Source organism: Parasedimentitalea nitratireducens (assembly GCF_057444295.1).
Genome location: NZ_JBYAXC010000007.1, coordinates 156,790 through 175,096, shown reverse-complemented (window position 1 = coordinate 175,096; position 18,307 = coordinate 156,790). Strand labels below are relative to the sequence as shown.

16 protein-coding genes are annotated in these 18,307 nt (G+C 55.4%); 8 read left to right on the top strand and 8 right to left on the bottom strand.

The window, feature by feature from the left end:
* Nucleotides 1-4: 4 nt before the first annotated feature.
* From zwf to AC2T28_RS18680, 8 genes are all read right to left on the bottom strand, one after another.
* Nucleotides 5-1,456 (bottom strand): glucose-6-phosphate dehydrogenase, encoded by a 1,452-nt coding sequence (zwf, locus tag AC2T28_RS18715; protein WP_486750168.1) that lies wholly within the window; start codon nt 1,454-1,456, stop codon nt 5-7.
* A gap of 28 nt (nt 1,457-1,484) precedes the next feature.
* Nucleotides 1,485-3,110 carry a glucose-6-phosphate isomerase gene (gene pgi, locus AC2T28_RS18710; protein WP_486750203.1) on the bottom strand — a complete coding sequence of 542 codons (1,626 nt, stop codon included), beginning with the start codon at nt 3,108-3,110 and terminating at the stop codon, nt 1,485-1,487.
* Between the two features lie 155 nt (nt 3,111-3,265).
* A complete protein-coding gene (locus AC2T28_RS18705; RefSeq protein ID WP_486750167.1) occupies nt 3,266-4,261 on the bottom strand; it encodes an ABC transporter ATP-binding protein in 996 nt (331 codons plus the stop codon).
* 2 nt (nt 4,262-4,263) lie between these two features.
* Entirely contained in the window at nt 4,264-5,292 is a 1,029-nt protein-coding gene (locus tag AC2T28_RS18700) for a Gfo/Idh/MocA family protein (RefSeq protein WP_486750166.1), read from the bottom strand.
* On the bottom strand, nt 5,289-6,128 hold the full coding sequence (locus AC2T28_RS18695) for a carbohydrate ABC transporter permease (RefSeq protein WP_486750165.1): 840 nt from the start codon (nt 6,126-6,128) through the stop codon (nt 5,289-5,291). The genes AC2T28_RS18700 and AC2T28_RS18695 overlap by 4 nt, the downstream gene beginning before the upstream one ends.
* A 12-nt stretch (nt 6,129-6,140) precedes the next feature.
* The gene (locus AC2T28_RS18690; RefSeq protein ID WP_486750164.1) at nt 6,141-7,055 is read right to left on the bottom strand and encodes a carbohydrate ABC transporter permease; all 915 of its coding nucleotides are present in this window, start codon (nt 7,053-7,055) and stop codon (nt 6,141-6,143) included.
* Between the two features lie 66 nt (nt 7,056-7,121).
* Nucleotides 7,122-8,372 carry an ABC transporter substrate-binding protein gene (locus AC2T28_RS18685; RefSeq protein ID WP_486750163.1) on the bottom strand — a complete coding sequence of 417 codons (1,251 nt, stop codon included), beginning with the start codon at nt 8,370-8,372 and terminating at the stop codon, nt 7,122-7,124.
* 44 nt (nt 8,373-8,416) lie between these two features.
* The gene (locus tag AC2T28_RS18680; protein WP_486750162.1) at nt 8,417-9,310 is read right to left on the bottom strand and encodes an N-acetylmuramic acid 6-phosphate etherase; all 894 of its coding nucleotides are present in this window, start codon (nt 9,308-9,310) and stop codon (nt 8,417-8,419) included.
* A 163-nt stretch (nt 9,311-9,473) separates the two neighbouring features.
* Here AC2T28_RS18680 and AC2T28_RS18675 point away from each other — a divergent pair, with 163 nt between their 5' ends.
* The 8 genes from AC2T28_RS18675 to AC2T28_RS18640 all read left to right on the top strand — a co-directional run bounded on the left by AC2T28_RS18675 (nt 9,474) and on the right by AC2T28_RS18640 (nt 18,300).
* A complete protein-coding gene (locus tag AC2T28_RS18675) occupies nt 9,474-10,364 on the top strand; it encodes a glucosamine kinase nucleotide-binding domain-containing protein (protein WP_486750161.1) in 891 nt (296 codons plus the stop codon).
* Nucleotides 10,361-11,119 (top strand): GntR family transcriptional regulator, encoded by a 759-nt coding sequence (locus tag AC2T28_RS18670; protein ID WP_486750160.1) that lies wholly within the window; start codon nt 10,361-10,363, stop codon nt 11,117-11,119. Before AC2T28_RS18675 ends, AC2T28_RS18670 begins: the two co-directional genes overlap by 4 nt.
* Before the next feature lie 11 nt (nt 11,120-11,130).
* Nucleotides 11,131-12,159 (top strand): SIS domain-containing protein, encoded by a 1,029-nt coding sequence (locus tag AC2T28_RS18665; RefSeq protein WP_486750159.1) that lies wholly within the window; start codon nt 11,131-11,133, stop codon nt 12,157-12,159.
* Nucleotides 12,156-13,298 carry an N-acetylglucosamine-6-phosphate deacetylase gene (nagA, locus tag AC2T28_RS18660; protein ID WP_486750158.1) on the top strand — a complete coding sequence of 381 codons (1,143 nt, stop codon included), beginning with the start codon at nt 12,156-12,158 and terminating at the stop codon, nt 13,296-13,298. The genes AC2T28_RS18665 and nagA overlap by 4 nt, the downstream gene beginning before the upstream one ends.
* A 75-nt stretch (nt 13,299-13,373) precedes the next feature.
* Nucleotides 13,374-15,101: a sensor histidine kinase gene (locus AC2T28_RS18655; protein ID WP_486750157.1), complete on the top strand. Its 1,728-nt coding sequence runs from the start codon at nt 13,374-13,376 to the stop codon at nt 15,099-15,101.
* Nucleotides 15,098-16,438 carry a sigma-54-dependent transcriptional regulator gene (locus AC2T28_RS18650; RefSeq protein ID WP_486750156.1) on the top strand — a complete coding sequence of 447 codons (1,341 nt, stop codon included), beginning with the start codon at nt 15,098-15,100 and terminating at the stop codon, nt 16,436-16,438. Before AC2T28_RS18655 ends, AC2T28_RS18650 begins: the two co-directional genes overlap by 4 nt.
* Before the next feature lie 131 nt (nt 16,439-16,569).
* Nucleotides 16,570-17,577, top strand: a complete 1,008-nt coding sequence (locus tag AC2T28_RS18645; RefSeq protein WP_486750155.1) for a C4-dicarboxylate TRAP transporter substrate-binding protein — start codon at nt 16,570-16,572, stop codon at nt 17,575-17,577.
* Nucleotides 17,578-17,667: 90 nt separating this feature from the next.
* Complete coding sequence (locus tag AC2T28_RS18640) at nt 17,668-18,300, top strand: TRAP transporter small permease subunit (protein ID WP_486750154.1); 633 nt, start codon at nt 17,668-17,670, stop codon at nt 18,298-18,300.
* Nucleotides 18,301-18,307 lie beyond the last annotated feature (7 nt).

The window sequence follows — 18,307 nt, the reverse complement described above, 5'->3', positions numbered from 1 at the left end:
TTGGTCATTTGCCGATGCTGCGCCAGCGACGCCCGTCACGGTGCAGCAGCAAGAGGGCGTCCTCGGGGCCCGAAGTGCCGATATCATACTGCGAAGGCGCATAGCGGGACTCGGCCCAGCCCGAAATGATCGGATCGGCCCAGGCCCAGGCGGCTTCCACCTCGTCACCGCGCATAAACAGTGTTTGGTTGCCGCGGATCACATCCATGATCAGGCGCTCATAAGCATCCTGTGGGCGCTCGGCCTCGGGGAGGCTGTCGGCAAAGGTCATATCTAGTGCCGCCTCTGTCAGGCGCATACCACCGGGACCGGGGTCTTTGATGGTGGTGTGCAGGGTGATGCCTTCATCCGGCTGCAACCTGATCACCAAAACATTGCCTTTGGCCGGGTCACTGCCTTGGAAAATGTTATGCGGAGGGTCGCGGAAGAAAACTGCGATTTCCGAGGTTCTTTCACGTAAACATTTCCCGGTGCGCAAGTAGAACGGAGTTCCTGCCCATCGCCAATTGGCAACCTGGACCTTCATCGCAATATAGCTTTCGGTCTGGCTGTCCGGATTTCCGGAATGGTCAGTATAGCTACCGCTGCCATTCTTGCTGCGGTACTGGCCACGGGCAATGTCGACGTTTTTAACCGGTTCAAGAGCCTCGATCACTTTGACCTTTTCATTGCGCACTGCATCTGGCGTAAAGTTTCCAGGGGGCTCCATCGCAGTGAGACACAACAGCTGCATCAAGTGGTTCTGTACCATGTCTCGCATCGCGCCCGAACGATCATAATATTCGCCGCGCCCTTCGACCCCGATACTTTCAGCCACCGTGATCTGCACGTGATCGATGTGGGACGAGTTCCACAAGGGTTCGAAAAGCGAGTTGGCAAATCGCAAAGCCATCAGGTTCTGGACGGTTTCTTTACCTAAATAGTGATCGATCCGGTAGATCTGACTTTCTTCGAAATTTGCCCGCAGGGCTTTGTTCAAAGCCTGTGCACTGGCCAGATCGTGACCAAAGGGTTTCTCTACAACGATACGACTGTCATCGGTTGCAATGCCGGTGCTGCGCAGGCGGGTTGCAATGTCACCAAACAGGCTGGGCGCAACAGAGAGATAGAAGGCACGCACGACGTCTTCACGCATGTGTTTGGCCAGAATATCCCAGCCACGGTCGCCTTTGGCATCGATAGCGACATAGTCCAATTGTTCTACAAAGGTGGCAATATCTGCCTCGTTAATTTCGTCTTTCTGGCCAAACTGGCGAATGGCGTCAGCGACCAGATCGCGAAAACTGGCCACATCCATATCGCTGCGCGATGCACCAATGATACGAGAGCTGTCGCAGAACTGTCCCAATTGGAACCGATGATACAGGCTGGGCAGGATTTTGCGCCGCGCAAGGTCGCCCGTTGCTCCGAAAAGCACCAGATCAAAGGAATGGACGGGGATGACTCGGGAAACCATAGTATTCTCTGACGTATTGAACTGGGGGTTAGGTCTGTGTGTTGGGGGCGGGGGTTAGTTTGGCGAGCAGTCCGCAGGTCGAACTGTCTTTGCCGTCTGGTGATGCGCCCTCGACTAACGGGAGCAGTGAGACGGCGAGCTCTTTTCCAAGCTCAACGCCCCATTGGTCGAACGAATTGATCCCCCAAATTGCGCCTTCTGTGAATACGCGATGTTCATACAGGGCAATGATCTGTCCTAGGACAAAAGGGGTGAGTTTCGGATAGGCGATTGTGACTGACGGACGGCTGCCAGGAAAGCTTAAGTGGGCGGCCATTCGGTTCTGTTCAGCCCCTTCGAACTCGCGTGCCGCCGCAATTTCGCGTGCTTCAGCTTGGGTCCGTCCGCGCATCAGTGCCTCAGATTGGGCCAGGCAGTTGGCCTTGAGTAGATTGTGGTGATGCTCGAGGTCTGGCTCATGGGCTTCAGCCGCAATGAGAAACTCGGCTGGGATCACCGCGGTGCCCTGATGGATCAACTGGTAGAACGCATGCTGGCCGTTGGTTCCGGGCTCGCCCCAGACAACTGGGCCCGACGCACGGGGCAGGGCGCTACCATCCTGGGCCACGCTCTTACCGTTGCTTTCCATATCCAGCTGCTGAAGATAGGCAGGCAGGCGCTGCAAGTGCTGGTCATAAGGCAGGATTGCCCGGCTGCCGTAGCCGCAGATATTGTTGTGCCAGATGCCAATCAGCCCCAGCAAAGCAGGCAGGTTTTCTTGCAGTGGTGCAGTTTTGAAATGCGTATCCATGGCGTCGGCGCCACGCAGGAATTCGGTGAATTTCTCAGGACCTATTGCCAGCATGATCGGGAGGCCAACAGGTCCCCACAGTGAATAGCGCCCGCCAACCCAGTCTTCAAAACCAAAAACACGTTCGGGTGCGATCCCCAGCGCGGCGGTTTTGTCTAGTGCTGTTGAAACGGCCGCCAGATGGTCCACAGCATTGTCGCCTAATGTGGCACGCAGCCAGAACACAGCTGTTTCAGCATTGGTCATGGTTTCGATAGTTGTGAACGTTTTGGAAGCAATGATCACCAGGGTGCGCCGGGGATCTAAGCCAGCCAGTGTGTCATGGATGTGTGCCCCGTCAACGTTGGAAACAAAGTGACAACGGGGGCCGTTGTGGTATGGGGTTAATGCAAGCGTTGCCATGGCGGGGCCAAGGTCTGAACCGCCGATGCCGATATTGATAACATCCGTGAAACGCCCGCCATCTGCGGTTCGGATCTCGCCGTTGCGCACACCATCAGCAAAGTTTTCCATCTGACGGCGGATAGAACGGATTTCAGATTGCACGTCCTCTCCATCCACCAAGATCGGGGCGTTGGACAGCGCCCGCAGCGCGGTATGAAGTACAGCGCGTCCCTCTGTGGTGTTGATCGCGTCGCCGTCAAACATTGCCTTGATCTTGTTCCCAAGATCTGCGCGCTCTGCCAATTGCACGAGTAGATCCAGGGCTGTGTTGTTCAAGCTGGTTTTTGAAAAATCCAGCAGCAGCCCATCACTCTCGGCTGAGAATGATGAAAACCTTTCCTCATCCTCGAACAGCGCCAGAATTGGCGAACTTGCTGTTTCGGCTCGATATGCCTCAAGTTGCTGCCAAATAGCTTCCATTTGATCCTGTTCCTTGCTGCCATAGCTGACAAATTGCTTAGCCATTAGCGAAAAGTTAGCGATAACATTCGGATGTATAGCGCCAATAACCACAAAAGGCGAGGGCTACATTGTTTCAGTATGTATCCGTGCTGTCCATCGTCGGTTTGCGCCGATCAGACGCGTTGGCCATCACCATCAAAGACCAGGCATTTGCTCTCATCGAAATCCAGTGCGATTTCTTGGTCGACTTGGGCGTCGTATTGGCCAAACATCCGCGAGGTAAAGGTCCGATCATTACCGAGATCGACTAAGATATTGGTGTCTCCTCCCAGTTTCTCCACATGTACGACCGTACCTTTAAGGCGCCCGTTTGGACTGACTTGCGCATATTCGGGTCGTATCCCAACAAACTGACCCTCTGGTCCGCCCAGCATCGCAGCGGGGACAAAATTCATTGATGGAGAGCCGATGAATTCGGCGACAAACTGGTTGGCAGGATTGTTGTAGATTTCCATCGGGCTGCCGACTTGCTCAACACGACCATCGCGTAACACGACGATTTTATCGGCAAGTGTCATCGCTTCGATCTGATCGTGGGTTACGTAGATCATACTGGCGCCCAGTTGGCGATGCAGGCGGGCAATTTCCAAACGGGTATTCATCCGTAAGGCTGCGTCCAGGTTGGACAGGGGTTCGTCGAAAAGAAACAGTTCGGGTTCACGCACAACGGCACGCCCAATGGCAACCCGCTGACGCTGCCCGCCAGACAATTCCGACGGGCGCCGGTCGAGATAGTCACCAAGCGATAACATCCTGCTTGCCTCTGTCACGCGTGCTTCTATCTCGTCCTTGGGCCTGCGTTCTTGTTTCAACGCCAACGCCATATTGTCACGAACTGTCAGGTGTGGATACAGAGCGTAGGACTGGAATACCATCGCAATGCCGCGTTTCGCTGGAGGCACGTTATTGACGGATCGTTCGCTGATTTCAATGTCACCGGATGTGGCCTCTTCCAGTCCTGAAATAACGCGCAGCAGGGTGGATTTACCGCAACCCGAAGGTCCAACGAATACCACGAACTCACCTTCTTCAACGATGAGGTCGATGTTTTTTAGAACCTCAACCGGGCCAAAGGATTTACAGACATTGCTAAGTTTGAGTGCGGTCATGATCAGGATCCAGTTAGGTCAACGGGGCGGCCGGAGCGGATGCTCTGGTCGGCGGCCAAACAGATTTGAAGTGATGATACGGCGTCACTCATATGGCGGGTCAGGTCGATATCTTCGGCGATGGCGCGTAGCATGTAGGCCTGTTCGGCATCGCAAAGTTCTTGGTGGCCAGGCTCATCGGGAAGGTCGATCAAACGGTCCCCATCAGGCTGGTGCACCAGCAGTGCGCCAACTGATGTATGGCCATCAACGTCATCCGATCCCGCCTTGTCCTTTTCGGTAATCGACACCGAACCATTGGGAGTAATCACGTCTTTCACAAAGAACGCGGTTTCTGACATCATCGGGCCCCAACCTGCCTCGTACCAGGCCACCGAGTTGTCCTCGAACACCACCTGGAATTGGCCATAGTTGTACATGTCCGCGGCTATTTCATCCGACAGGCGCAGCCCCATGCCATTTACCCGAACGGGCTTGGCGTCGGTGATCTGGCACATGACATCCACGTAGTGCACGCCGCAATCCACGATAGGAGGCGTGGTCTGCATCAATGCCTTGTGGGTCTCCCAGGTTTCGCCGCTGGACTGCTGGTTCAGGTTCATGCGAAACACAAACGGGCCACCCAGATTGCGGGCTTCCTTGATCAGGCGGACCCAGGACGGGTGATGGCGCAGGATATAGCCGATCACCAGTTTGCGGTTCAGCTCAACCGCCTTGGCTGTGACGCGCTTGGCGTCTTCGACCGTAGTGGCCAGTGGCTTCTCGACAAATACATGCGCACCTGCCTCCATCGCGGCAATTGCGTAATCCGCGTGGCTGTCCGAGTAGGTGGCAACGACGACAAGATCAGGTTTCAGCTCGGCCAAGGCTAGCTGAAAGTCAGTGAAAACTGGATAGCCTTGCAGATCAGGGTGGCTGGCCTCGCCGGACCGATTGACTAGCCCGACAACCTGTGCCTCGGCATGTTGGTGATGCGCAAGCGCATGTGACAGCCCCATATTGCCGAGACCTGCAATCAAGACGCGGATCATTTGACAGCTCCTGACGTGATGCCGCGGATTAGTTGGCGCGAGAAGATCACGTAAAGGATCATCACTGGCAGGATCGCCATCGACAGCGCTGACAGGACGGCGTTCCAATCGGTGACAAATTGGCCGATGAAAACTTGGCTCCCCAAAGTCAGGGTCTTGGTTTCCTCGGCAGGGGCCAGGATCAGCGGAAACCAAAGGTCGTTCCAGATTGGGATCATGTTGAAGACAGCGACCGTCGCCATCGCAGGGCGTACCAGTGGCAGCACCAGTCGGAAGAAAATAGTGTACTCTGAAAGCCCATCAATCCGGCCAGCGTTCTTCAGGTCATCACTGACCTGTCGCATGAACTCAGACAGGATGAACACCGCCAGTGGCAGGCCTTGCGCGGTATAGACTAGGATCAGCGCCCACAGGGTGTTCACTAGACCGCTGCTAACCATCATCTCAAGAATGGCTACGGTGCCAATGCGGATCGGGATCATGATCCCCAGCGCCAGATACAGACCCATCAACATGTTGCCCTTGAACCGATATTCAGCCAGTGCAAAGGCCGCCATGGCGCCAAAAAGCAGGACAAAAAACAGCGAGGCGACGGTAACGATCATCGAGTTCTGAAAATAGAGGAAGAAATCCCCCTGCTTCATAACGGTCTCATAGCCGATCATCGTGAATGTATCACTGTCAGGCAGCGCAAGTGGGTCTCGAAAGATTGCCTTACGTGTCTTGAAGCTGTTGATCAGGATCACAAACACCGGGAACAAGGCGATGAGCGTATAAGCAATCAGCGCAGCATGTGCGGCAATGCTGTTAAATGGGTTCTGGCGGGCTTTTGACATCTCTGCTGCTCCCTAAAACTGATATCGGCGCAGGCGAGTCTGGATGCCAAACAGGTAGATACAGACCCCCACTAGGATGATGCCAAACATGCCGCTGGCGATGGCGGACCCCATGTGAGGATCCCCCAGTTGCAGTTGGAACCCAAAGAAGGTGCGATACATGAAGGTACCCAAAATATCGGTCGAGTACGCCGGTCCCGCAAGTGCGCCTTGGGTGGTGTAGATCAAGTCAAAGGCGTTGAAATTACCAACAAAAGTCAGGATCGAGATGATCCCGATAGACGGTAAGATTAGTGGTAATTTGATCTTCCAGAACGCGGAAAACCCGGTAATGCCATCAACTTCACCAGCCTCAATTACCTCTTCGGGAATCGAAAGTAGAGCGGCGTAGATCAGCATCATCGGGATGCCGACAAACTGCCAGACTGAGATCAGCGCGAGCGTAGTCAGGGCGTATTCTTCCTTGCCCAAATAGGGGGCGTAAAGCCATTTCAGGCCAACCGCTTTCAGCATATCGGGGGTGATGCCCCAGATCGGGGACAGGATCAGTTTCCAGGCGAAACCCACGATCACAAACGACAGGATGGTGGGTACAAAAATGGCGGTGCGATACAGGGCAGCAAAACGCAATCGCGGGTGGCTCAGAATAGCAGCCAGAGCAATGCCAATCGGGTTTTGCACAATCATATGAATAAAGAAGAACCAGAAGTTGTTGCCCAAGGCATTCCAGAACTGTTCGGACCAGTGGGTGTTGCCAAACAAGGTGCGGAAATTATCCAGCCCGGCAAACTGACGCACTTGGTCCACCTCGGTGAACAATGCCAGCCGCAAAGTATTGAACAGCGGGAAAATCATAATGGCGGTGTAGACCAACACGGCAGGGGCCAGAAATACAACCACGTGCCATTTGATACCTGAGTTCTTCATGTCATCCCCTTCCACTTGGGTGTTCCGGGCCAATGACTGGCCCGGAACCTTTGCTCGTGAGTGGTCTTATTTCTGAGGGTCGTACCAGCTGGAGAGACCGGTTTGCAGTTCCATCCCAAGATCGCTAGCCGACTTGCTGCCCTTGATGGCTGCAACCGAAGCGCCCCAAGTCTCGTTTTCGAGGTTCGGAGTGCCGCGCGACAGCACCTGATAGGTGGACCGGATGGTGGATTCACACTCACCGCGCCAGCTGACGAATTCCTGTGCCAGTGGATCTTCCATTGCCACGTCATGGTTGGACAGCGAGAAGAAGCCCGGAAGTGCGTTGGCGTAGATGCCAGCGAACTCAGAAGTGCCCATCCAGTTGAGGAAGGTCTTGGCCGCCTCGGCATTCGGGGATGCAGCGTTCATGCCAAGTGCGATGTCGGTGTGATCCGAAATGTAGCAGGTGTCGCCAGCGTTTTGGACCGGAGCCTTGAAGGCGCCCATTTCGAAATCGGCCTGTGCGTTGAAGCCTGTGATTTCCCAGCTGCCTGCTGGGTAAATTGCAGCGCGGCCCAGAGTAAAGATATTCTGGCTGTCTGGATATGTTTGAGCCTCATATCCGTCACCCAGATACTCGCCCCATTTGGCTAGCGTCTCATAAGGTGCAACCCATTGGGCATCGGTTAGTTTCTGGTCGCCGGCGATCAAAGCCAGACGGCCTTCCTCACCTTTCCAGTAGTTCGGGCCAATGTTGTTATAACCCATTGTGGCGGCTTCCCATTGGTCATTGGTGCCCATCGCCATTGGGATGTAATTGCCATCTGCCTTTACGGTCTCAAGCGCAGCAAAGAACTCGTCTTCGGTTTCAGGTACATCAATACCCAGCTCCGCAAAGACCTCTTTGTTGTAGATGAACCCGTGAATGACTGAGGCCATCGGCATACAGAACGAAGCAGCTGCATCGTCGGTCTGCCAGGCCGATTTGGCTACGTTCGAGAAGTTCGCCATGCCTTCAAGGTCGGAGATGTCAGCCAGATGGCCACCGTCGTACAGCGCTAGCGAAGCGTCGAATGGGCGGCATGTGATCAAATCACCGGCGCTGCCGGCATCCAGTTTCGAGTTCAGCACCGCATTGTATTCGGCTGGCGCAGAAGGTGTGAATTTCACCTTGATACCTGGGTTGGCAGCTTCGAACGCCGGGATGATCTTGTCCTGCCACAGGGTCAGGTCGTCATTGCGCCAGCTCTCGATGGTTAGTGTTACCTCGGCAGCAGCAGCGCCACCAAGAATGGTAGATCCCAAAAGCGCGAGGCTTAGTAGTTTCCGGTTCATGTCTTTCTCCCTTGCTAGTCTTGTGTTTGGCCGATTGGCCGTCGTTATAGGTGCTGCAGGGCAGCACGTAGGTCTCCATTGGCCTGCTCGATTATCTTGTTTGCTTGCTGGAGCGATTTGGCTCCAGCTGCCAGCAGCACGGCGGGTTTGACCGCTCCATTGGCTTGCTGCAGGCATTCTTGGGCGAGCGTAGTCGGCGCGCCCGTAATCTGAGTGACAATTCCGGTCGCCCGTGCACGGAGCTTGTCGTTGTCGGCGATCAAATTGACCATCATGCCGTCAAAGACGTGGCCTAGGCGAATACCGGTTAAGGTGGAGATCATATTCAGCGCGACCTTTTGTGCAGTGGCAGCGCCAAGGCGGGTTGAACCCGCGATTATTTCTGGCGGGGTGTCCAAGTGAATGGGCGCGTTCGCCAGTTCCAAAAGTGGCGTCCCTTTGTTGTTAGAAATACTTATTATTGCGGCTCCACACTGCTTTGCCTTTTGAGCAAACGCTAACGGATAAGGGGTAGAGCCGCTTGCAGAGATGGCAATGACCACATCCTCAGATTTAACGGTCTCTGCAGCGATTAGCGCTGCAGCATTGTCATCTTCGGTGTGGCCCGGCATGGTGCCACCATGCGGAATGCCTCCGGCCATATGAACCGCAATGCGACTTGGATCTATTCCGAATGTGCCGGGAATTTCGGCACCATCCGCGAGGCCCATCAAGGCAGATGATCCTGCTGCAGTGTAATGCACAGTGCCAGCGTTGCGAAGAGAGCTGACTGTCAATTCAGCAGCCGCTGCGATGCTGGGTAGGGAGGTGGTCATAACGGCAAGTGCACATTTCTGAACATCCAGGAACTGCGACAGAATTTCAGCGTCGGTGCGCTGATCTAGTCCGGTTGCGCTACTGTGGAGCGTTTCAGTTTGTGGCGTTCGCTCGGCTGTCACGTGATTCCCCTCAACTCTTCAGCTCAACTGACACTATTAAATACCTATACAATACCTTTTGTCTACCATTTATTATTTCGTAATCACTTTGGTATGCATTTCGGGCGTTGTCAGGTCGCTAAAGGTCTTTTATTCTCGCGATAGGTATTGTATAGGTATCTACATGAGCGACTCGCGACCCCCATACTTCATGGCCATTGATGGCGGCGGCACCTCGTGCCGATTTGCGCTGCAAGCACCGGGTGGCGAGTTTAGCGTTCACCGGGGTAGCGCGAATGTTTCCAGTGATTTTCAGGCTGCTTTGGCGGTGCTGAATGATGGGGTGTCCGAGCTGGCTTCTCAGGCGGATCTTGATGCCGACAGATTGAGGGAAACTCCCATCTATGCAGGTCTCGCCGGCGTTGTGGATGGCGATGTTGCACAGGCTGTCGCTGATCAGCTGCCATCGCGGTATGCGCAGGTCGAAGATGACCGCCGATCCGCAGTTGTTGGTGCCTTGGAAGACCAGTCTGGCTGTTTGCTTGGCATTGGCACGGGCTCGTTTCTGGCGCGACAAGACGACAGAGATATCCGCTTTATTGGCGGCTACGGGTCAGATCTAGGAGATGAGGCATCGGGATGTTGGCTGGGCAAGGGGCTGTTACGGCGCACATTACATGTGTTGGATGGTGTTGAGCCCTCCAGTGATCTGGTCGATACCTGTCTCGCTGAGTTCCAACACGACGTTGCTCAGATTGTGAGTTTTTCCATTCGCTCAAGGCCGGTTGATTTCGGTGCCTTCGCGCCGCGTATCGTGCAGGCCGCCAAAGCCGGTGATCCCTTCGGTCGTGAATTGATGGAGGCCGGTGCAAAATACATCTGTAAAGGGTTGTCCGCATTGGGCTTCGTGCCGGGAGAGCCGGTTTGCCCGATAGGCGGGGTGGCTTCGTATTATGTCGATTACTTGCCGCGTGAAGTGGCTGCAAACGTCGTTTCAGGGCAGGGTACAGCGCTAGACGGGGCGCTAGAGCTGGCCTGTCGATTTGCACAACGGATAGAGCTGGAGCGGGTATGACTATTGAGAGCTTTCTCAAACCAGGAGACTGGTTGGACGATGCCACTGGCCCGCGTTATGTTCGCCTGCGCAAACGGCTTGAGGAAAGTATAGAAAACGGACTTTTACCCGCCTCTGCCCCTTTGCCAGCCGAGCGGGAGATCGCTTCTCTGAGTGGACTGTCACGCGTCACAGTTCGCCGGGCTATGCAAGATCTTGTGGATCGCGATATCGTTGTACAGCGACAGGGATCAGGCAGCTTTGTTGCTGATGGGACCCCAAAGGTTGAACAATCACTCTCTCGCCTGACTTCGTTCACCGAAGACATGGACCGGCGCGGGCTGAGTTCTTCAAGTGAATGGTTGGGACGAGGTATCTATATGCCGTCACCCGAAGAGGTCATGGTGTTGGGTCTTTCCCCTGGGGATTCCGTCGCACGGATTGAACGTTTGCGCCGAGCAAGTGACCGGCCAATGGCCATTGAGCGCGCCTCGCTTCCGGTCGATGTCCTGCCTAATCCGGTTCTTGTCGAAGACTCGCTGTACAAGGTGCTTGAGGCTGACGGAAACCGGCCAGTACGCGCGCTGCAGCGAATTTCGGCAATCAATCTGGATGCTGCAGATGCTGCGGTGCTGGGCGTGGAGCCGGGAGCAGCAGGTCTTAGCATCATGCGAACTTCATATTTGCCGAACCGTCGGGTGGTTGAATTCACCCGCTCAATTTATCGCGGCGATGCCTACGATTTTGTGGCCGAGCTACGGCTGGCCAGCCAATAGGAGCTGACACTATGATCCAGACTACCAAAATGCGTCACGAGATCGTCGAAATCCCGGATGCGGTAGAGCGACTGTTGACCAACGGCGCTGCAGAAATAACATCCGTGGCTGACGCCGCACGTGGGCTGGATCCAGCTTTTATCATGACAATTGCACGTGGATCGTCGGATCATGTGTGCACCTACCTAAAGTATGTTTCTGAAATTCTGCTGGGTGTGCCCGTTGCCTCGGTGGGGCCATCCGTGGGATCGATTTATGACAGCAGTCTAAAACTAGACAAGGGGCTGAGCTTGGCTGTTTCACAGTCAGGTAAAAGCCCGGACATCGTCACTATGGCAAGCAATGCAGGCCGTGATGGTGCCATGAGCGTGGCTCTGACCAATGATCCAGCCTCACCCTTGGCCAAGGCCAGTGCCCATACGCTTGATATTCATGCCGGGCCCGAGTTGAGCGTTGCCGCGACCAAGACCTTTGTCACATCCGCAGTTGCGGGATTGTGGTTGATGGCCGAATGGGATCGCAACGCCGCGTTGCTGGCTGCCATTCGAAACTTACCCGAGCAGCTGGAAACAGCAGCCCAGATCAACTGGCCAGAAGTGCGTGAGGCGATTGGCGAGCAACAGTCGTTGTTCACATTGGGCAGGGGGCAGGCCTTGGCCGTGTCAAACGAAGCTGCGCTAAAGTTCAAAGAAACCTGCCAGCTCCACGCCGAAAGCTATTCCTCTGCCGAAGTGCTACACGGACCAGTCTCGATTGTGGGCGAAGGTTTTCCGGTGTTGGGCTTTGCCGCTGCGGATGCGGCAGAAGGCGCCTTGGCGGGGATTTCGGATCAGATCGCTGCCAAGGGGGCACAGGTTTTTGCCACCACGGATCAGGTCAAAAGGGCAACCTGCATCGAGCATGTCCGCACTGGCCACGCTCTGACCGATCCGCTAAGTCTGATCGTGTCCTTTTATTCCATGGTTGAAGCATTTTCCACATCGCGCGGGATTGACCCCGATGCGCCAAGACATCTGAAGAAAGTCACGGAAACGGTATGAACCACAAACTGACCGCTTTGACCGGGCCTCGGATCTTGGATCAGGGGCACCTTTGCGAAAATCAGGCTCTGCTAGTTATAGATGGGCAAGTTTCGGACATTGTCGCAGCGGCGGATATTCCGTCAGATGCGGATGTGGTTGAGTTGGCTGGCGGGTATTTGGTGCCGGGCTTTGTGGATCTGCAAGTCAATGGTGGTGGTGGGGTGATGTTCAGGAATGTCGAAACTCTGCTCATAATGTCCAGAGCTCATGCCAGCATTGGTGCCACCTCGATTTTGCCGACTTTGATCACGGATACGTCTGAGAACGTGCGTCTCGCCATAGACGCAGTCGAGCAAGCAATTGTCGAAGGAGTGCCGGGTATTTTGGGCCTGCACCTCGAAGGCCCGCATCTGTCGCTATCGCGTAAGGGCGCACACGATCCGTCTTTGATCCGCCCCATGACTGACACAGACCTGGCGGTTTTGCTGGACGGAGCTGCCCGGTTGCCTGCGTTGAAGGTTACAGTGGCACCTGAAAATGTCACTAATGATCAGATCGCGGCCTTGGGCCAAGCCGGAGTACTGGTTTCGCTGGGTCATACAGATGCTGATTTTGCGACCTGCCAGAGCGCAGCCGATGCTGGCGCACGTTGTGTAACGCACCTGTTCAACGCCCAAAGCCAGATCGGAAATCGTGAACCAGGAACAGTGGGAGCAGCATTGGCACTGGGCAGCTTAAGTGCTGGCCTGATCGCGGATGGTATACATGTTCACCCCGAAAGCATGGGACTAGCCCTGCGCAGTAATTGTGGTCCGGGACAGATATTCCTAGTCAGCGACGCCATGGCAACTGCCGCATCTGACATTGATGGCTTTACCCTCAATGACCGCTGGATCCAGCGCAGCGAAAACCGCCTGACGCTAAAGGATGGAACCCTTGCTGGGGCGCATCTGGAAGTGGCAACTGCGGTGCGAAATGTTGTCGAAATGTGTGACACGCCTTTGGCAACTGCGTTGGCAATGGCCACTGAAATCCCTGCTACTTTGATCGGGGCGTCGCATGTTGGCTCATTTGCCCAAGGTACTCAGGCCGACATCCTGCATCTCACCGAAGGTTTGGAACTAGCAAAGGTCTGGCAACAGGGGCGCTTGGTCTAACCCTTGGCCGTTGCCTTTCTTGGCTGAACATCCTTTAGTCGCGTCTGCACTAATCGACTTGCGGACAATCAGCTCATGCGCTCAGTACACATCGCTCTGGCATTCGTCGCTGCCATTATCTCAGCAGTGACAATTTACGGGCTATCCTCCAGCTATTTCCAGTCGGAAGAATTGTCCAAAGCCAAGGGTCGCCTGTCACTCTACCGCAGCACTGTGATCGCAGAACTCGAGCGGTTCTTGCATCTCACCTATGTGTTGGCGCGGGATCCCTTTGTTATCGAAACCAGCATGGGTGGTGATACGCAGGCCTTGAATGGCAGACTTGCCGCCTTTGCTGAACAGTCAGGGTTGGATGCGATCTATTTGATGCGCCCAGATGGCGTGACGATTGCTGCGTCGAATGCAGATCAGCCCAGTAGTTTTGTGGGGCACGACTATTCATTTCGTCCCTACCTGCAAGGCGCCGCACAGGGAAGACCGGGCCGATTTTACGGAATTGGCAGTACAACAGGCCTGCCGGGTTATTTCATTGCCGATCCCGTGTTTGACGCGCAAAAACAAGTCATCGGCGTCATCGCCATCAAACTGGCCCTGAGTGAACTTGAGGAGAGCTGGAGCGCGTCAGGCGAGCAGGTTGTTCTGGCCAATGCTGACGGTGTGGTCTTGTTGTCGTCGAACAGCGATTGGCGATATCGCGTGCTGAAGGAGCTGACACAGGAACAGCGACAACGCATTCGAGATGCTCGACAGTTTGCTGATCAATCACTTGATCCGTGGGTTTGGGAACCTCTGGAAAATCAACGTGCAGTTATCGACGGTGACAACCGGATTCACCTCACCACGCAATCGCTTCCGCATAACTGGCAGCTGCACTATTTCGCAGATGACACGCCAGCGGTGTCTCGTAGTTTGCTGGCCACGGGGCTTGTCATGATCCTGTTGGCGATTTTTTTCATCTACTCGCAGTTTCGCAAAACCCAGCGTATTGGCGAAGCCCTGCGCCGATCCGAGGCGGAAGAAGCAGAGCTGCGCCAGGCAAATGACCGCTTGGCGATTGAGATTGATGACCGTAAGACCGCTGAACGCCGATTGCAACGCACACAGGACGAGCTTGAGCGGGCGAGCCGTTTGGCGGCGCTTGGACAATTGTCCGCCTCGGTGACACACGAGTTGGGACAGCCGATCACTGCGATGCGCAACCATCTGGCTGTGGCGGAAATGAATAGTAGCACCGCTCCAACCATGATCACTCGCATTGCGGGGCTGGTAGATCGCATGGAGGGTATCACGCGGCAATTGAAGTTCTTTGCACGGTCCAAGGGGGATGCGTTTGTTGAAGTAGACCTTGGTAACGCAATGCGGGCCTCGCTGGCCTTGGTCGAGCCAAATTTTACTGAGCAACAGGTCGATCTGACACTTTCAATCCCACAAACCCCAATTTTGGTGCGGGGTAATCAGCTTCGGTTGGAACAGGTGATGACTAACATTCTGCGCAATGCTGTGGATGCGGTTGAAGACACCGAGGGCAGACAGGTCTGGGTTTCCGTCGGCGAAGGGAGTGCAAAAGGGTGGTTCGAAGTTCGCGATAGTGGCCATGGGCTAGGCGAAGCAACGCTGCAGGATCTGCAAGAGCCCTTTGTCACCACCCGTGAAAGCGGGCGCGGCATGGGGCTTGGCCTTGCAATCTCGGCTACCATCGTCAAGGAACACCAAGGACGGATCAACGCGCACAACCGCAATGGTGGTGGCGCAGTGTTCCGTGTGGAGTTGCCAAGTTCCGAGCCAGAGGACCAGCAGGTATGAGTGAAAGCCCACTTCGCAGCGCGTTGATCGTCGAGGATGATAAGGGAATGCGCCTGTCCTTGGTTGAGTTGCTAGAGGCTGCTAGTTGGCGGGTCGAGGCAGTCCCGCGCGCAACGCAGGTCGCCGAGCGACTGAAGGACTTTCAGCCTGATGTGATCCTGTCTGATGTTCGAATGCCCGGCATGTCCGGGTTGGAACTGCTTGCAAGCCTATCGCCTGAAACCTCGCCGCCACTGGTACTGATCTCAGCGCATGGCGATATTGCCATGGCGGTCAATGCGATGCGCGACGGAGCCTATAGTTTTGTTGAGAAACCCTATGACCCACGGCGTTTACTTGCGATTCTAAGTCACGCAGCAGACCAGCATCAGATGCGACAAACGGCGGAACGTCTAAAGGAGCGACTGCACAAACTTTCTGGGCTTGATCGGGTTCTGTTGGGGCAAACCAACACGATCCGGATATTGCGGGATGAGATTCTGGACTTAGCAGACAGCGATTCCTCGGTTTTGCTGCAGGGCGAAACTGGAACGGGAAAAGAGCTGGTTGCGCGGGCTTTGCATGATCTTGGCGATGATGCTCAGGGCCCGTTTGTTGCATTGAACTGTGCAGCGTTGTCGCCAGAGACTTTTGAAAAAGAGATGTTTGGAGTGCAAGGGGGCGCCGACGGTAGGTTGCTGGCAGCGCATCAGGGGACCTTGTTCTTGGATGAAATAAGCTCTTGCCCCGAAGCTGTACAAGCCAAGCTTTTGCGCGTGATTGAGGACAAAGAGATATTGCCGATAGGGGCCTCAATACCAGTGCCTCTTCGGTTTCGCGTAATCTCGGCAACCAACGAGGATGCGGAGCAGTTGATGGCAGCGGGCAAACTCCGCCGCGATCTGTTCTTTCGCATTGGCACGATGGTTGTGACCTTGCCTTCCCTGCGACAGCGCCGCGATGATCTGATGTTACTTCTGGCGCATTTCTTGGACCATTTCTCTCGTATCTATGAAACCTCTGTCCCCCCAATCACGGGTGAAGACGCCACTGCGTTGATGGCACACGACTGGCCGGGCAATGTGCGCGAGCTGCGCAATGTGGCAGAGCGGCGGGTGCTGTCCGCACGTCGCGGTGGCGGATCCATGGCGTTGGCCATGCGCGCTGATCTGCTATCGAACGAGGTTCCAGAAACCCTGCGTGAGGCGGTGGCGGTGTTTGAACGCGAATTGATCGGCAAGGCGATCATGGCGCATCAGGGCCGGATGGACGCGGTGGCCGAGGCGCTGGGCATCGGGCGACGCACATTGAACGAAAAAATCGTCAAGCTGGGATTGGATAAAGACGCACTTTTATAACTGTTTAGGCTGCCCTGCGGATTTTCGCAGGGCTCGTCCTCGCGCGTGCGCGGTTTCCTTCATAGTCAGCCCTGTCTCAATCCCCGATGCTGTGCGCCATCTGTTTTGCATGCATTCTGGGAGGAAACATCATGCGTAAATTCCTAAGCCGTACCGCCCTTGCCGCCCTCAGCGTTACCTTTGCCGCCGAGGCCATGGCCACCGAGTGGAACGTTTCCCTGTGGGGCAAACGTCGCGCCTTTACCGAGCACGTTGAAAAACTGGCTGAGCTGGTCAACGAGAAAACCGGCGGTGAGTTCACCCTGAACATCAGCTATGGCGGCCTGTCCAAGAATAAGGAAAACCTCGACGGTATTTCCATTGGCGCGTTTGAAATGGCCCAGTTCTGTGCTGGCTATCACCGTGACAAGAACCCGTCGATCACTGTGCTGGAGCTGCCATTCCTGGGAGTGTCTTCGCTAGAGCAAGAGGTTGAGCTGTCGATGGCTGTATACCAGCACCCAGCAGTTCAGGCCGATCTGGCCCGTTGGGATGCAACCCTTCTGATGCCGTCGCCGCTGCCGCAGTACAACCTTGTTGGCGGTGGTGAGGCTCCCTCCAAGCTGGCTGACTTTGAAGGCCTGACTGTGCGTGCCACAGGCGGCATCGGCAAAGCGCTGGGCTCTGTTGGCGCGGTTCCAACTTCGATGTCCGCAACCGAAGTTCGTCAGGCCATGGACAGCGGTGTGATCAAGTCGGTGGCTTTTGCGCCGCATGCGCACATGTCCTTTGGCACCATCGAAAACGCGACCTGGTGGACCACTAACCTGAACCCAGGCACAGTGAACTGCCCAGTGGTGGTGAACACCACCGCATTGGATAGCCTCAGCGATGACTATCGCGACGCGCTGTTGAGCTCGGTTGATGAAGCTCTGGATCACTATGTGAGCGCCTATGAAGGCAAAACCATGGACGCTTGGGGCCCAGCTCTGGAAGAGCGTGGCATTAGTCAGGTGACATTTTCGGACGCGGAAATTGCATCTTTCCAGGAAACGGCTGCTCCTATTGCGGCGACTTGGATTGAAGAAAACACTGCCCGTGGTCTGCCAGCGCAAGAGCTGTATGACATGGTCACCGGCATGATTGCCGACGCCAAGTAAAACTAAGCTACTCCTGCGCCGCGTTCCTATGCGGCGCAGGAGCTTTCTTATTTGCCCCTCAAAATTTCAGAATAGAACAGGAGGCCCGCCATGGCTGGTGCATCCCTGGTGCTGAGTGATGACAGCGCCCTGAGTAAGATCGACCAACGGCTATATCGCGCCGAAACCGTGCTGGCGCTGGTCAGCGGCTTGGCGGTGTTTTCCCTGATGGTGCTGGCGGTTGTGTCTGTTGGTGGCCGCAACCTGTTCAACACGCCTCTGCCTGGATATGTCGACTGGATCGAACAGGCGATGCCGCTGATTGCATTTATGGGCATTGCCTATGTACAGCGCGATGGTGGCCATATTCGTATGGACATGCTGGTCGGGGCTTTGCGCGGTCGTGCCCTGTACATTGCCGAGTTGATCACAACGCTTGCGATCTTGTTGCTGATGGTGCTGCTAGTCTGGGGCAGCTGGGCCCATTTCGAACGCAGCTTTGATTTCACGGCACCTTTGTGGAGCCGTGACAGCAGTATGGATATCGCGCTGCCACTTTGGCCTGCCAAACTTTTGGCGCCGGTGGCTTTTGGCGTGTTGTGCCTGCGCCTGGTGCTTCAGGTCTGGGCCTATCTGCGCGCCATCGTTCTTGGCGGCAGTTCCCCGATTGCCGTTCCCCTGATTGCTGACGCCGCCACACAGGCCGCCATGGAAGCCGAGCATGTCTCGGGCTCCGACGAATAAGGAGTAT

Bases quoted from the DNA above. Each gene is read 5' to 3' on its own strand.
- AC2T28_RS18670 (WP_486750160.1), top strand. From the start codon at position 10,361: ATGACTATTGAGAGCTTTCTCAAACCAGGAGACTGGTTGGACGATGCC.
- AC2T28_RS18700 (WP_486750166.1), bottom strand. From the start codon at position 5,292: ATGATCCGCGTCTTGATTGCAGGTCTCGGCAATATGGGGCTGTCACAT.
- AC2T28_RS18655 (WP_486750157.1), top strand. From the start codon at position 13,374: ATGCGCTCAGTACACATCGCTCTGGCATTCGTCGCTGCCATTATCTCA.
- AC2T28_RS18695 (WP_486750165.1), bottom strand. From the start codon at position 6,128: ATGTCAAAAGCCCGCCAGAACCCATTTAACAGCATTGCCGCACATGCT.
- AC2T28_RS18705 (WP_486750167.1), bottom strand. From the start codon at position 4,261: ATGACCGCACTCAAACTTAGCAATGTCTGTAAATCCTTTGGCCCGGTT.
- zwf (WP_486750168.1), bottom strand. From the start codon at position 1,456: ATGGTTTCCCGAGTCATCCCCGTCCATTCCTTTGATCTGGTGCTTTTC.
- AC2T28_RS18690 (WP_486750164.1), bottom strand. From the start codon at position 7,055: ATGAAGAACTCAGGTATCAAATGGCACGTGGTTGTATTTCTGGCCCCT.
- AC2T28_RS18645 (WP_486750155.1), top strand. From the start codon at position 16,570: ATGCGTAAATTCCTAAGCCGTACCGCCCTTGCCGCCCTCAGCGTTACC.
- AC2T28_RS18665 (WP_486750159.1), top strand. From the start codon at position 11,131: ATGATCCAGACTACCAAAATGCGTCACGAGATCGTCGAAATCCCGGAT.
- AC2T28_RS18675 (WP_486750161.1), top strand. From the start codon at position 9,474: ATGAGCGACTCGCGACCCCCATACTTCATGGCCATTGATGGCGGCGGC.
- AC2T28_RS18650 (WP_486750156.1), top strand. From the start codon at position 15,098: ATGAGTGAAAGCCCACTTCGCAGCGCGTTGATCGTCGAGGATGATAAG.
- nagA (WP_486750158.1), top strand. From the start codon at position 12,156: ATGAACCACAAACTGACCGCTTTGACCGGGCCTCGGATCTTGGATCAG.
- AC2T28_RS18685 (WP_486750163.1), bottom strand. From the start codon at position 8,372: ATGAACCGGAAACTACTAAGCCTCGCGCTTTTGGGATCTACCATTCTT.
- pgi (WP_486750203.1), bottom strand. From the start codon at position 3,110: ATGGAAGCTATTTGGCAGCAACTTGAGGCATATCGAGCCGAAACAGCA.
- AC2T28_RS18640 (WP_486750154.1), top strand. From the start codon at position 17,668: ATGGCTGGTGCATCCCTGGTGCTGAGTGATGACAGCGCCCTGAGTAAG.